General features: G+C 69.9%; 11 protein-coding genes and 8 tRNA genes. 13 read left to right on the top strand and 6 right to left on the bottom strand.

The window, feature by feature from the left end:
* The first annotated feature begins 33 nt into the window (after positions 1-33).
* The 3 genes from ACQPZK_RS19890 (at position 34) to ACQPZK_RS19880 (ending at position 2,700) form a co-directional block, all read left to right on the top strand.
* Complete coding sequence (locus tag ACQPZK_RS19890; RefSeq protein ID WP_433534437.1) at positions 34-990, top strand: hypothetical protein; 957 nt, start codon at positions 34-36, stop codon at positions 988-990.
* Positions 991-1,190: 200 nt separating this feature from the next.
* On the top strand, positions 1,191-1,421 hold the full coding sequence (locus ACQPZK_RS19885; RefSeq protein ID WP_433534436.1) for a hypothetical protein: 231 nt from the start codon (positions 1,191-1,193) through the stop codon (positions 1,419-1,421).
* Between the two features lie 94 nt (positions 1,422-1,515).
* Complete coding sequence (locus ACQPZK_RS19880; protein WP_433534435.1) at positions 1,516-2,700, top strand: radical SAM protein; 1,185 nt, start codon at positions 1,516-1,518, stop codon at positions 2,698-2,700.
* Between the two features lie 101 nt (positions 2,701-2,801).
* On the opposite strand, the gene ACQPZK_RS19875 is transcribed toward ACQPZK_RS19880, so the two are convergent.
* Complete coding sequence (locus ACQPZK_RS19875; protein ID WP_433534434.1) at positions 2,802-3,578, bottom strand: FkbM family methyltransferase; 777 nt, start codon at positions 3,576-3,578, stop codon at positions 2,802-2,804.
* 85 nt (positions 3,579-3,663) lie between these two features.
* Positions 3,664-6,132 carry a tetratricopeptide repeat protein gene (locus ACQPZK_RS19870; RefSeq protein WP_433534433.1) on the bottom strand — a complete coding sequence of 823 codons (2,469 nt, stop codon included), beginning with the start codon at positions 6,130-6,132 and terminating at the stop codon, positions 3,664-3,666.
* 439 nt (positions 6,133-6,571) lie between these two features.
* On the opposite strand from ACQPZK_RS19870, the gene ACQPZK_RS19865 reads away from it, so the two are divergent.
* The 8 genes from ACQPZK_RS19865 to ACQPZK_RS19830 all read left to right on the top strand — a co-directional run bounded on the left by ACQPZK_RS19865 (position 6,572) and on the right by ACQPZK_RS19830 (position 7,567).
* A tRNA-Trp gene (locus tag ACQPZK_RS19865) sits at positions 6,572-6,644 on the top strand.
* 109 nt (positions 6,645-6,753) lie between these two features.
* Positions 6,754-6,829 (top strand) — tRNA-Pro (locus ACQPZK_RS19860).
* A gap of 230 nt (positions 6,830-7,059) precedes the next feature.
* A tRNA-Gln gene (locus ACQPZK_RS19855) sits at positions 7,060-7,131 on the top strand.
* Positions 7,132-7,137: 6 nt separating this feature from the next.
* Positions 7,138-7,213, top strand: a tRNA-Leu gene (locus tag ACQPZK_RS19850).
* A 1-nt stretch (position 7,214) separates the two neighbouring features.
* Positions 7,215-7,286, top strand: a tRNA-Met gene (locus tag ACQPZK_RS19845).
* Positions 7,287-7,299: 13 nt separating this feature from the next.
* A tRNA-Leu gene (locus ACQPZK_RS19840) sits at positions 7,300-7,375 on the top strand.
* A 5-nt stretch (positions 7,376-7,380) separates the two neighbouring features.
* Positions 7,381-7,456, top strand: a tRNA-Ala gene (locus ACQPZK_RS19835).
* A 40-nt stretch (positions 7,457-7,496) separates the two neighbouring features.
* Positions 7,497-7,567 (top strand) — tRNA-Cys (locus ACQPZK_RS19830).
* A 37-nt stretch (positions 7,568-7,604) separates the two neighbouring features.
* Here ACQPZK_RS19830 and ACQPZK_RS19825 read toward each other — a convergent pair.
* Together ACQPZK_RS19825 and ACQPZK_RS19820 are read right to left on the bottom strand one after the other, a co-directional pair.
* A complete protein-coding gene (locus ACQPZK_RS19825; protein ID WP_433534432.1) occupies positions 7,605-8,051 on the bottom strand; it encodes a hypothetical protein in 447 nt (148 codons plus the stop codon).
* A gap of 116 nt (positions 8,052-8,167) precedes the next feature.
* Complete coding sequence (locus ACQPZK_RS19820) at positions 8,168-8,968, bottom strand: helix-turn-helix transcriptional regulator (RefSeq protein WP_433534431.1); 801 nt, start codon at positions 8,966-8,968, stop codon at positions 8,168-8,170.
* A gap of 103 nt (positions 8,969-9,071) precedes the next feature.
* Here ACQPZK_RS19820 and ACQPZK_RS19815 point away from each other — a divergent pair, with 103 nt between their 5' ends.
* Positions 9,072-9,539 carry a VOC family protein gene (locus ACQPZK_RS19815; RefSeq protein ID WP_433534430.1) on the top strand — a complete coding sequence of 156 codons (468 nt, stop codon included), beginning with the start codon at positions 9,072-9,074 and terminating at the stop codon, positions 9,537-9,539.
* Between the two features lie 23 nt (positions 9,540-9,562).
* On the top strand, positions 9,563-12,343 hold the full coding sequence (locus tag ACQPZK_RS19810) for an ATP-binding protein (RefSeq protein WP_433534429.1): 2,781 nt from the start codon (positions 9,563-9,565) through the stop codon (positions 12,341-12,343).
* A gap of 67 nt (positions 12,344-12,410) precedes the next feature.
* Here the strand turns inward: ACQPZK_RS19810 and ACQPZK_RS19805 are convergent, their stop codons facing one another.
* Together ACQPZK_RS19805 and ACQPZK_RS19800 are read right to left on the bottom strand one after the other, a co-directional pair.
* Positions 12,411-13,046: an SRPBCC family protein gene (locus ACQPZK_RS19805; RefSeq protein WP_433534428.1), complete on the bottom strand. Its 636-nt coding sequence runs from the start codon at positions 13,044-13,046 to the stop codon at positions 12,411-12,413.
* Positions 13,043-13,519, bottom strand: coding sequence for an SRPBCC family protein (locus tag ACQPZK_RS19800; protein ID WP_433534427.1), 477 nt, complete (start codon positions 13,517-13,519; stop codon positions 13,043-13,045). Before ACQPZK_RS19800 ends, ACQPZK_RS19805 begins: the two co-directional genes overlap by 4 nt.
* Positions 13,520-13,781: the final 262 nt, after the last annotated feature.

Below are 13,781 nucleotides of genomic sequence, written 5' to 3'. Positions count from 1 at the left end.
TATCCAGCATGCCTCCCGGCTCCCCATGCAGGCATGACTGACCACAATGTGAAGAAGCTCCGACGCCGGGCGCGTCTCGCCGCCGGCCTCACCGTGCTCGCCCTGGCGGCCGGTCTCCTGACGGCGTGCCGCACGAACGGCGGCGCGGCGAGCAGCGGTGCCGAGAACCGCCCCGGCACGGCCGACGGCCTCGCGAAGATCGCCGGAGGTGGCGGCTGTCCGCCGGCCGGCACCCGCAGCGGCGGACTGCTCCCGAAGCTGGATGAGGGCAGCTACACCTCGATCGAAAACCCCTGCCTACCGTACGTCGACCTGGTCAGCGAGGTGACCCAACGGATCGTGCCGGGGCAGCGACCCCAGGTCAACCAGTTCCTCGACAACCTCGGCCGCTTCGCCGACCGGCTTGGCCAGGTCAACGACGCGGTCGAATGCGCCTACCAGACGGACCGGCTGGCGGTGCGCATCTACCAGAGCCGGCGCAACTCGTGGGCGGTCGGCGTGGTCGCGGTCCTCCGTGGCCGCGTCGGCGCGGTCGCCGACACCGCCGCCTGCTTCCTGATCAAGCAGATCCCGCTCCTGGACCTGGCGACTCAGGGCATCGGGCCGGATCAGGACACCCCGTCGTACTGCTTCGACACCAGCCACCAGCGACGCGCCGGCGAGGACTACACCATCATGTGGATCGGCTCGTCGGCGCTCACCTGCCGCGGACTCCAGGACGGCCTGGTTCCCGGCGACGGCCGGCTTGTCGCGGTGAAGGCCCGCCCCGACGTGTCACTGCGTGCCGGCCCGTCCACCGGTGACCGGGTGCTGCGAAAGGTGCCCGATGGCACGCTGGGCCGGGTGACCTGTTACCGCCTCGGGGAAGCCGTCAAGGGCGACGAGGCGTGGGCCCGGACGACCGTCCTCGGCGACACCGGCTGGATCGCCGCGACCTACCTCGACAGCGCCCTGCCAATCCGGAGCACCGGGTTGTGCCCGGACAACTGAGGCGCCACCGTGCGTGCGGCCCGGCGGCCGGAGAGATGCCGCGCCGCACAACCGCAGATGGCGGACATCCTCGCTGAGCGGGGTGCGGCGGCACTCACCGGGGAGAGGACCCGACGGATCGGTATCTGCGACGGCCCCTGCCGCCACCTGTTGAGAAGACCGGCGGGAAGTCGCTCCGGCCGGAGAAGGGAGCAGGACACATGTGCGGTATTCAGATCGGTGCCGAGGAGCTGGAGAGCATCCTCGTCAACCGGGGGCCGGACGTCTCCGCTGAGGAGGCCGCCGCCTGCGGCGTCCAGATCGGGGCGCCGGAGGTGAGCCGGGTTCTCGCCAACCGCAGCGCCGCGCAGATCGCGGACGCCGCCTGCGGGATCCAGATCGGCGCGCCGGAGAACGCCACGCTGCAGCGCGAGACCGGCCCGAGCGCCTGACCGGATGCGGCACGGCGGGGCCTGTCGGCGGCTGTGAACGGCCTACAGGCCCCGCTGGGCCAACAACTTCAGGACACTGCTGGAAGGAAGAACCATGATCGGCACCCGCCTGGATGACCTCGACGCGCCGCGACTGATTCGCAGCGAACATGGCTGGTGGTTCATCGGGAACCAGACCTGGACCCTGCTGCGCCCCGAGTGTGTAGGGCCCGACGGCACGCTGGACGATACGACCACCGGCTTTCTCCGCCGCATCGGCGCGTTCCAGCCGCGCGTGCCGGTCTCGTTCTCGCTGACCGTGCTCACCACGACCACCTGCAACCTCGGCTGCGCCTACTGCTTCCAGAACACCGGGATGGACGACGCGGGCGGCGCACGGCCGCCGCGGATCCGGCGGGCCTGGCTGGACACTGGCACCGTCGATCGCATCATCGCGTTCGCCCGCGACCGGATGCGTCAGTGCGAACTGGATCGCCTGTACCTGCTGTTGTTCGGGGGTGAGCCGCTGCTGAACCCCCGGGGCTGCCTCACCCTGCTGAACCGAGCGCGCGAGATCGGGCTCGACCAGTCCGCGATGACCACGAATGGGGTACTGCTGAGCCCGAGACTGGCCTCCGACCTGTACGCGGCGGGTCTCAACGGCGTCCAGGTGACGTTCGACGGCAGCCGGGCGGACCATGACCAGATCCGGGTCAAGCGGTCTGGAGCCCCGACCTTCGACACCATCCTGCGCAACGTCGCGCGAGCGACCGAGGTCACCGGGCTGAACTGGAATCTGCGGGTGAACGTGTCGCACCACAATGTCGACCGGATCGCCGACCTCGTCGGGGAACTGGCCGCCGGCCTGGACCCCGACCGGTGCACCGTCACGTTCGCCTGGGTGGGCGACGCGGGCTTCGGATACCGCAACACCATGCGGCACATCGACACGGTGAGCGAAGCGTTCGCGAGTTGGAGTATCGCTGCGTTGGAGGCGGGCTTCCGGATGGTCCGACCCAGCATGAGAACCACCTGCCACATCTGCTCGATGCCCGGAGGTCGGTACGGCGCCGTGGTCAACGCCGACGGTCAACTCTTCAGCTGCTGGCAGTCGGCCGGCAAGCCCGGCTTCGAGGTGGGCAGCATCGACGAGGGGTACCTAGACGTGGCCAGCGTCCCGGATCGCTGGGTGCGCTGCGGCTACGAGTACGAACAGCCGGAACCGGCGGTGGCCGACACCTTCCAGGACCGGGTCGACGGCCGGTTGCTGGACTACCTCTACACCAGTGGACGCTTGTAGCCCTGCCGACAGGACAACGTCGACCAGCGCTGCCATCGGCCACCTCATGAGTACGAATATCCGGGTGACCGGGGCGGACGAGCCTTCCGGCAGAGTGAGGGTCATGCGAGCCGGGCGCGGGCGTAGACGTCGCCCGAGTTGGCCTCGTGGGGGAGCGCCCGCAGGTACGCCGCCACCTCGTCCGCCGGAAGCCAGCCGTTGAGGGCGAACGTCATCTCGTCGCCGAGCGCCACGGTGAACCGGGTGAAGCCGAGGCGGGTGAGCCGGTCCAGGCAGTGCGCGGCCAGGGCCCGTTCGATGGTGGTGAACTCGAAGGACAGCGCCGGCAGGGGGTGGCTCAACCCGGCCAGCACGGCGCCCTCGAAACCCTCCACGTCGATCTTCACGAAGCCCGGCACGCCGTGTGCCGCGACCAGGGTGTCGAGCGTGGTTCCGGCCACCTCGATCTCGACGTCCCAGATCTCGTCCTGCCAGCCGCCGGCCCCCTCGGCGGCCTGCAGGAAATCCGCCGAGGCCGTGGAGATCGTCGGGTTCGCCGAGTTGACGTGCAGCCGCACCGGCTCCGTACCCGGCCCGCACGCCGCCTCCACCACGGTCACCCCCTCGTCACCCGCGTACAGGGCGCGCAGGGCCCGGGCGCAGAGCGGTTGCGGCTCGACGGCGACCACGCGCGCGCCCAGCCGCCGGAAGCTGCCGAGCCGGTCGCCCACGTGTGCGCCGACGTCGAAGACCAGGTCCCCTGGGCGAACCAGGGGCGCGTAGAACGCGTCCATCGCCGCCTCGCGCGCCGGGTCGCCGTAGTACGCCTCGAAGGAGCGGCTCAACCCGGACAGGGTCGGGTCCGCCTTGAGTGCATCCACCGCTCTGGGGTCGACCACTGGTCTGACCGTAGTCGCGTCCGAAGCAACGCGAAGACGATTCGCGCCAATTGCCCAGGGGTCGTCCCCGAGGGCGCCTTTTGAATCACCGTCGTCTCACCAGGTCAGACTGGTCCAGAAGGTTCCGCGCCCTGCTGAGCGTGACCAGGGCCGTGGCCAGCCAGTATGGCGAATGAACCTCTGTCCAGATGGCCACCGCCACCTCGGCACGGCGTCGGGCGAGGTCCGGTCTTCCGGCAGCCAACTGAGCTTCGGCCAGGCAGTGCAACGCGGCCGCCTCCCCCCAGCGGTTCGCCGCGGCACGGTAGACCCAGAGGGATTCGGCCAGCACGCGCCGGCCCTCGACCTCCTTGCCCTGTTTGACGAGGACGTCACCGAGCCAGCACCGGGCGTGCGTCGCGCTCAACTGGTCGCCCAGCGACAGGCTGATCCGTTCGGCGGTGCGGTAGTGCCGTTCGGCGGCGGCGTAGTCGCCGCCCAGCCGACTGATCTGCCCGAGGCAGCGCCACGCCTGCGCCTGCCCCGGCAGATAGCCGATAACCACGCTGCGCCGCAGGCTCTCGTCGAACACCGCCACCGCTTCGTCGCGGCGTCCCTGCTCCATCAGCGTGACACCAAGGCCGGTCGTCGCGTAGATCAGGCAGTTGTCGTTGCCGGCCTCCTCCGCGAGGTGGATGGCCCTGGCGAAATGCTCCTCCGCTTCGGCATACCTGCTCTGCAAGCGGTAGAGGTAGGCCAACCCAGCCGAGGTGCTGGCGATGCGCGCCTTGTCGGAGGGATCAAGCATGTCGATCGCCGCGCGGTAATGGCGTTCCGCTGCCGGGTAGTCGTCCACGATCGTCGACAACTCACCGAGGTTGCGCCGCAGGCTGGCCCCGACCGGGCCACCAGTCACCGACCCCATCGCGCGGCTGTGCAGGTGCAGCCAGTCGTCGAAGTAGCCCGACAGCTGCATGAATGGCGCCAGAGCCACGATCAGGCCAGCTGCGGGAAGCGGCACGGACGCCAGCATGTCTTCGGCGAGCGTCTTGAGGAAGCCGTACTCGTCCCGGAACCAGGCGAGCGGGTCGTCCAGCACCGCGTCACGTGTCTGATCGCTGAACGACCAGGGCGGGGCAGCGAACGGCACCTCGTCAAAGTCCGTGTTGATCCGGATGCCGGCCGCGCACGCCAGGCCCAACGCCCCGCCGAGCATCCGCAGCCGTGCCCGCTCCGTCTGGACCGGCGTGCGGATCTGCGCCGCCTTGTCCCGTGCGAACGCGGCGACCAGGTCGTGCATTCGGTAGCGCGGTGCGGCGTTGTCGGTGTAGCGCACAAACAGCAGGTGCAACTCCGCCAGGTCGTCGAGGAGCTTCGTCGCGTCGGCCGGCGAGGTGTCCATCAGAGCCGCGAGTGCCCACGGGGCGACGTCCCCCGTGTTGACCTGCGCCAGATACGACAGCGCCTCCTGCTGGTTGCTCGACAACGCCGCATACGTCAGCTCGATGCTGGCGCGTACCGCCACATCGCCCACCGTCAGCTCATCAAGCTTTCGATGCTCGTCGGCGAGCGCTCTGGCCAGAGCGCCCAGCGGCATGTCCGGGCGAGCGGCCAAGCGGGCCCCGGCAATCCACACGGCCAGCGGAAGCCGGTCGCAGCGGTTGACGATCTGGAACGCGGAGGGCTGTTCCCGGGCGACCCGCTCCTCACCGATCATGCGTTTGACCATCTCCAGCGCTTCCGGCTCGCTGAGCAGTCTCAGCGGCACCCGAGAGCCGTCCAGCCCGGGTAGGACGCTCCGGCTGGTGACGATGGTGGCGGTCTTCGGCCCCGAGGCGATGAGAGCCTGGACATCCCGGCCCGCGGCGGCGTTGTCGAGAACGACGAGCACGCTTCGCTGGGCGAGCAGGCTGCGGTAGAGGTTGATGCGCTCTTCGAGCGCGGCGGGCACGGAGTGGCTGCTGACGCCGAGGGCGCGGAGGAAGACACCGAGAACATGCCACGAGACGCCCGACCGGGGGTGCGGGCCACGCAGATCGGCGAACAGTTGTCCGTCCGGAAAATGCTCGACGGTCACTTGCGCCAGCCGGACCGCGAGGGTTGTCTTTCCCACCCCGGCCGGGCCGGTGATCACTACCGTACGCGTGCCCTGCCCGTCGGCGCGCAGGATGTGCCCGGCCCGGGACAGTTCCGCCTTCCGCCCCACGAACGAGGTCGGCCCACTCGGCAGCAGATACGGTGTGACCAGGGCCGCCCTGGTGGGGGCGGCACCGGCGGTGGTCTCCGCCTCGGCCTCCAACTGAGCCAGCTGACGACGCCGGCCTACCCATTCGGCCACCTCGTCCGGCGGCAGATCACACGCTTCCGCGATGGCGACCACGATGTCCAGGGACGGCAGCGTCGGTCGAGCGAGCGCCGAAGCCAGGGTGCTCGCGGGCAGGATCCGCCCTCTCTGCCGGGCCAGACGGGTCAGATCCCGGAAGGAGCGCCCCGACCAGGCTTTCAGCTGGCGGAGCGCTGCCACATATTCCACTGCGGTGGTCGCCGTGCTGGGTACCGGTGCTCGATCTGGCACGGTGGGGAGTGTAACTGGGTCGATTTACCGCCCGATCCTGTTGAGCTCGTTGGTCGGATTGCCCAGGAAGCCCTCGGCGTGTGTCGTCGGGGCCAGACACCGCAGGCCAACGTGGTTGTCGACGTCCTGGATGCGAGTCCGACGCCCGGACAGGAATATCCATTGCCCCTGGGACGGTGTAACGCTTACCTTGATTGAGCAAGGTCAACCGGACCAACCCAGGGAGTTCCCCGTGTTGCAGTACGCCTCCACCGAAAACACGCGGTTCATGCCGCGCGGCGGTGTCGTGCTGCCCTCGGTCGGGCAAGCCCACGACCTTTGCGCGAGTGAGCAGAACTGGAAGCCGGGGTGGCGGCGCGAATAGCGTCAGCGAAAGCTGCGAAGCCGCCCACCCCGACAGGGACAGGGCGGCTTTTTCGTTAACCGGCGACAACTTCACAGGGGCGTAGCTCAACTGGTAGAGCACCGGTCTCCAAAACCGAAGGTTGCAGGTTCGAGTCCTGTCGCCCCTGCTTCTCGTCCCGGCTTCGGCCGGCGACGTTGTTGATTCTCAACTCCACAGTGGATGGCATGAGCAAGACCCCGGCCGGCGGCTCAACGGGCCGGCCGGGGGCAATACCTCCGGGACGAGGGAGACGGCTGACCCGCTCGCTTTGGGAGCGAGAGACACGGGGTTCGACACCCCGGTCCCGGACCATGGGGTTGTAGCTCAGCTGGTAGGGCGTCGGCGTAGGCACGCCCAGCGCAAACTGCCGCATGACGGAAGGCCGCTCGGATCGGGTGGCTCCGCGCGGTACTCGCCCAACCGGCAGTGTGGCCACTGCTCCGGCCGCATCGGTCGACCACCTCCTGCCCCGCTCCCGGGGCTGTGGGGGTCGTTGGCGCGGCGCTGACCCGGCCGGCGGGCCATCACCCCGCCGGCCGCGATGGGAGCTGATGTAACCGGCAGCATCGCTGGCTCTGACCCAGCGCGTAGAGGTTCGAATCCTCTGCTCCCAGCTCGATGCCCTCGTAGCCCAGCGGTAGAGGCGACGGTCTGAGGGGCCGTGCAGGGCAGGTTCGAATCCTGTCGAGGGCACCATGCCGACGTAGCTCAACGGCAGAGCGTCCCGCTCATAACGGGAAGGCACCCGGATCGACACCGGGCGTCGGCACGCAGCACCACCTGCCCGGGTGGGCAAACTGGCAAAGCCGCCGCACTCAGACTGCGGAGATTCTGCGGGTTCGACTCCCGCCCCGGGTACGCATGGGCTCGTAGCTCATCTGGTAGAGCGCCGCTCTCGCACAGCGGAGGTGGCAGGTTCGAGTCCTGTCGGGTCCACCATGTCGTCGTCGCTGGTTCGATTCCAGCCGGGGGCTCGCACGGTCGTGTGCCCGAGTGGTCAGGGAGCGGTCTGCAAAGCCGCGCACCGGGGTTCGAATCCCCGCACGGCCTCGACTGCCATCCACTGCGGAGAGGAGGCTGACGGGGGTCAGCGGTTGTCATCCGGCCCGAGCGCACCGCGCCGCCAGGACTGCCATCCCCGGCACAGCAGGTAGGCGGCGGTGGTGGTCAGTGACACGAGCCCGTCGGCGATCAGGGTCCGCGTCGCGTGCGGAATGTCGAGGACGAAAGCGGCCTGCACGGTGACCACGATCTTGTGAAAGAGGAGGAGTTCCCACATGCCGCGTTGCTTGCGCGGCGCGACCGCCAGCAGGGCCCACATCCCGGCGAACACGATGTACGCGCACGTCCGCCAGAACTCCGTCAGCACCATGTCGTCGGGGAGGCTGCCGAGGCGGGAGAGGCCCTCGGCGAACGGGAGCAGGGTGGCCGCCGCGGTGATCGCCATCAGCACGCGCCCGGTGCGGTCCTGCCAGCGGGTCGGTTTGGTGTCGGCGGTCGCCGTGCCGGTGCGGATGTCGACGTGCGCGGTCATGGATCTCCCCGTTCAGTGTCCTGGCCAGATGTCAGACACTCAGATCTTCCGACGGCCGGTTTCGGCACCGCATCGGTAGGAATTGCCTACCCGTGATTCGGTGCGGACCGGCGTCATCAGCCCAGTCGGTCCAGCTTCTCCCGAGCGGTGCTGTCGGCCCGAGGCGTGAGGACGACGAGGCGCAGGTCGGTGTTCTGGGTGCTCAGGACGTTGGCGTCCAGCGGGATGGCGCCGACGTCCGGGTGCACGGCGGTCTTGTGCGCGCACTCGTGACTGGCCACCGCGCGAAGGGCCCAGAGGCGGCAGAACCTGTCGTTCCCGGCCATGCGCGAGATCAGTGCCGCCACTGCGGGGTCGTTCGGATAGCGGGCGCTGGTCGCGCGCAGGTCAGCCACCAACGACTGCTCGAAGTAGGCGCGCTCGGTGTCGGTCTGGCGGACCCGGGGGTTTCGGGACTCGAACTGGATGATCAGGGCGTTGCGATCGTCGGCGGTCGCGCCCGTGGGGTCGCCGAAGACGGCCGCGAACAACCGGTTCCAGTGCAGCAACCGCCAGACGGCGTCGTAGACGGCCACCGGGGTGTCGCCGAGGTGGTCGATGACGCGATGCAGGCTGCTGGGGATCAGGTGGGGTATCCGGTCCGGGTCTGCGGCGAAGCCGGCCAGGCGCATCAGGTGCGCCTCCTCGTCGTCGGAGAGTCGTAGCGCGCGGGCGAGCGAGGTGCACACCTGCGCCGACGGTGTCGCGGCTCGGCCCTGTTCGAGGCGGGCCACGTATTCGGGGGAGATGCCGGCCAGTGCCGCCAGCTCGCCGCGTCGTAGTCCGGCGACGCGGCGTGGGGACGCGTTCGTGACGCCGACCGCGGCCGGGTCCGTGCGATCCCGCCAGGCCCGCAACGCCGCTCCGAGGTCACTCATCACCCCATAATCCGCCATCCGCGTCGGGGGCTGAGTGGTACCAGCGGTACGCGGAAGACCTGTGACTCCCACAATCGTGGGTACGCCCCTGAGGATGGGGATCATGAGCAGAGTGACCAGGATGCACCACATCGGAGTGCCGGTAAGCGATCTGGCGCGGTCGGTGCGGTGGTACGAGGATGTCCTCGGCATCGCGCCGAGCGGTGTGACGATCTCGGCGGCGAATCCGGCGATCGGCGCGGTTGTCGAGGTGGAGAACGCGTCGATGCGGGCGTCGTTCGCGCTGGCCGGTGACAACGTCCTGCTGGAGCTCATCCAGTACGACAGCCCGCAGCCGAGGCCCTTCGCCGGGCGTAACTGCGACGTCGGGGTGATGCACCTGTGTTTCGAGGTCGACGACCTCGACTCGGCCCACCGCGAGCTGGTGGAGCGGGGCGTGCACGTCAATGCCGAGCCGGTCGTGCTCCAGGACGGCGACGGCGTCGACGCGGGCCCGCTGGCCGGGACGAAGATCCTCTATCTACGTGACCCCGACGGCATCCAGCTCGAGCTGTTCGAGTTGCGGTCGTAAGGGCGCCGACCCCACGCCCGGCGGTGGTCGACCGGATCGGTGAGCTGCCGCGGATACCATCGATCGGGCCAGACAACTGGAGGGGAGTTGGCACCGTTACCCGCCATCGGCTCGATACCGGTCCAGGGGCGTTCGTCGCTCGAGAGAGGGAGTTGGGCGAGATCGCCGCGGTGACGGCACCCGCGGCGCAAGGCCGTGGTGGGGCGATGCTCGTTGTGGGCGACGCGGGGATCGGCAAGTCGACGCTCATCGGTGAGGTCGCTGCTCGGCTGGACGGATGGCAGGTGCTGCGCGCCGGCGGTATCGAGTTCGAGAGCGAACTGCCCTACTCGGCCCTGCACCAGTTGTGCGCGCCCGTTCTCGACCATCGCGCCGGGCTGCCCGCGCCGCAGCGCAACGCGCTCGACACGGTGTTCGGGCTGCACGCCGGGGCCGCCCCGAATCCGATGCTGGTCGGCCTGGCCATCCTGGGCCTGCTGAGTGCCGCGGGTCGGCGTCGGCCGGTGTTCTGCGTCGTCGACGACGTACAGTGGATCGACGCCGGCTCGCGGCAGGTGCTGGCGTTCGTCGCGGCACGCGTGGCAGCAGAGCGGGTCGCCATGGTCTTCGCCGCCCGTGACACGGCATCGCTGTCGGAGCTCGGTCGCCTACCCGCCCGTACCCTCAGCGGGCTCACCGACTCGCAGGCCCTGACCCTGCTGCGGTATCGGACACCGTTGGGCCATGAGGCGGCGATCGTGCAGCGGATCCTCGCCGAAGCGGCCGGTAACCCGCTGGCCCTGGTGGAGTTCGCCCGCGACACCGGACCGTTCGGACTACCCGGGGACGGCGGGGACGGCACCGTGGAGCACCGGTTCGCAAGGCGGTTCCTGCGGCTGCCGGCATCCACGCGCTCTGTTCTGGCACTGGCCGCCGCGGAGCCGACCGGCGACCTCGTACTGCTGCGGCGTGCCATGGCACTTCAGGGCCTCGACGCCGCGGATCTCGTCGCGGCCGAGGACAGCGGCCTGTTGGTGACCGGACCGCGGGTGCACTTCCGGCATCCGTTGGCGCGTTCCGCGGTCTACCGCTCGGCCGGCGGCGGTGCCCGACGGCAGGCACACGCGGCGCTCGCCGCCGGGACGGACGTCGAGGTCGATCCCGACCGTCGCGCCTGGCACCGGGCGAACGCGATCATCGGCCCGGACGAGGAGACAGCGGCGGAGCTGGAGCGTTCGGCCGGACGGGCACAGCGCCGTGGCGGATTCGCGGCCGTGGCCGCGTTCCTCGAACGCGCGGCACGACTGACACCGGACCGGTCGCAGCAGGCGTACCGTCTGTTGGCCGCGGCCCGGGCACGGTTGAGTTCGGGGGCGCCCTCTGCCGCCCGGGAACTCGTGGGCGAGGCGGAGCGTCTCCAGCCGGAGTCGGCCGACCGCTGCTTCGCGCGTTTGTTGCGCGCCACGATCGACTATCACGTGACGCGCAGTATCCCGGCGACGGTCGCCCTCATCGACGCGGCCGACGGCGTGGGGGCCGATGACGTCCGGGAGACCTACCTGGAAGCCTTCGCGTCGCTCATGTTCAGCGTCGACGAACCCGGCAGGTTACGACGGCTCGCCCTGCACATCCGGGAACGGGTACCCCCGCGGCAGCCGCCATGTCCGGTCGACCTGCTGTTGCAGGCCTTAATCGAGCAGAACCTCCGTCGGGTGGACGAGGCGATGCCCGTGATGCGCCGTGCGGTCGACGCCTTCCGGGAGCACGGCCGAGCGGCCGACGCGGATCCGTGGTGGATGGAGCGCGCCTGCGTGTTGAGCGTCGACATCGGGGACGGCGACGCCATGGAGGAGATCGTCGACCGGCAGGTGGAGCTCGCCCGGGCGCAGGGCGCGTACGCGATCCTTCCCCACGCGCTGCGTTTCCAGGCGGTTGCCCGGACGATCGTCGGTCGCTTCGCCGACGCGCACGTCTGCATCATCGAGGCGCGTGCCGTCGACGAGGCCGCGGAGACCTCCAATCTCGTCGGGTCCGACCTGATGCTCGCGGCCTGGAGCGGAGACACCGACCGGTTCCGCGAGATCCAGGAGAAGCTGCGTGGCTGGGTGGAGGTGAACCCCACCGCACTGCACTACGCGAATGGCGTGCTGTGCAACGGCAGCGGTGACCACGAGGCGGCGCTCGACGCGTTGCTGCTGGTGCGGGACCAGCACCGGTGCGGCGCGTACGCCGTCACCGCCTTCCACCACGAGCTGGTCGAGGCCGCCGTGTCCGTCGGACGTCCCGACGAGGCCAAGGAGTCGGCCGAATGGATCGGGGAGGTCGCACGGGTCAACCCGAACGCGTGGACGACGGGCGCGCATCGGTTGGCGTGTGCGCTGCTCGACCCGGGGCTCGGCGCACAGGACCACTACCGCGAGGCGATCAACCGGTTCGCCGGAAGCCGGCTGCGGGTGCACTACGCGCGTGCCCGCCTGCTCTTCGGGGAGTGGCTGCGACGTGTCGGACGCCGTAGCGAGGCGCGGGTGGATTTGCGCGCCGCGTACGAACTGCTCTCCACCATCGGCGCGCGCGGGTTCGCCGCCCGCGCCGCCCGCGAACTGGATGCCATCGGCGAGCCGACCCTGGCCGACGACGCCGATCCGCTCGCCGGGCTGACCGCACGGGAGCTACTCGTCGCGCGCAAGGTCGCCGCCGGCGCGGGCACCAAGGAGGTCGCCGCGCTGCTGTTCGTCAGCCCGCGAACGATCGACGCCCACCTGCGTAACCTCTACCGCAAGCTGGGCATCACCTCACGCCGGCAACTGCGCGAACTTCTCCGCTGACGACGCGGACTTTCCGAGCGACGAGACGGCCCCACCGGTACGGGACCGGCGGGGCCGTCGAGTCGCGTCAGCCCCGGCCCCGCTCACACTCCCGTTCGGCCAGCGTCTTCAGCTCGGTCAGCCACGTCTCCAGGCCCCCGGCGAGAGCCGCGGTGGAGAAATCGACGTCCTGCTCCACCTGGCCACCACGCCATGTCTCCTCGGTACGCACCAGGACCCGGCCGTCGATCTCGGTGAACGTCCAGACGTGGACGCCCTCGTCGATGCGCAGCCCCACCCCGGTCGCCGGGCCGTCCCACCGGAGGCACTGCTGGTGCTGGAGCTGCCGGACGGTGGACGTGACGACGAGCGTCGTGGCGGGGTTCAACGCGGTCTCGGGCACCTCCGTCGTCCATCGGAACGATGATCCGGCACGCAGTGGGCCACGATCGAGCCGCTTGCTGGAGAGGACCGGCTGCTGCCACGACGGCCAGCGTTCCACGTCGGTCTGGATCCGCCAGACGGTCCGTAGCGGCGCGTCGATCACCGTCTCCGTCCGGTAGCGGATCTTCGCGGTGGTGTCGACGGTCTTTCCCGCACATCGCAGCGCCATACGGTCGGAGCCGCTGTCACCCCTGGCCTCGGCCCTGGCCGGCGCACCTGTGGCGCCCACCAGGCCGGCGACGACCACCGCCGTCGCGACGGCGACCATACGGTTCTTCATGAGGCGGTCGCCGCCTCGGCGGTGCGCTTGAGGCGGTCCAGCCACCCGGCGAGGGTGGTGTCGAGGCCCTCCTGGAACGGAGCGGGATCGGCGTCGACGGGCGGACCGGCGAAGGACTCCTCGGTCGACACCTCCACCCCGTCGCCGTCCGACGTGAGCGCCCACACGTGGACGCCGAGGACGCCGTCGGGGCCGTCGCCGTATCCCCGCCACACGAGGCGTTCCTGCGGCCGTACCTCAACGATCGTCGACTCGATCTCCATGCCCCCGGCGGACCAGCGGAACACGGAGCCCGGCGCGAGCGGACCGGGCGTTTCCAGGCGGGCGTACGAGATTTCCGGCAGCCAGGTCGTCCACGCGTCGATGTCCGTGAGGATCCGCCACACGATGTCCGCCGACGCGGCCACCGTGACGCTGTGACGGCTGAGCACCGGGGCGGCCAGGTCGATGCCGGCCTCCTCGGTGTCCGTCATGTTCTCCATCGTTGAGCCCTTCTGCGGTCACTGACGAGCGGATCGCCGGGCATGAGCGAGCCGCGGTGATCCACGCCCGGCAGAACCGATCGTGCCAACCTGGCGACCTCCGCACATCGGCAAGATTTACCTACTCAGGACTCTGCCTCGACCCGTGGCCGTCACGGTGCGGGTCACGGCGGCCGCGGCGGCCTCGGTGCCCCAGTCGCCCTGTTCGAGTCGCTTGGCTCGACTGATCACCGGCGAGGTCCACGGGATCTCG

Source organism: Micromonospora sp. CA-249363 (assembly GCF_050950185.1).
GTDB lineage: Bacteria > Actinomycetota > Actinomycetes > Mycobacteriales > Micromonosporaceae > Micromonospora.
Note: the sequence above shows the minus strand (reverse complement) of the source record. Positions and strands in the feature narration are given on the sequence as shown.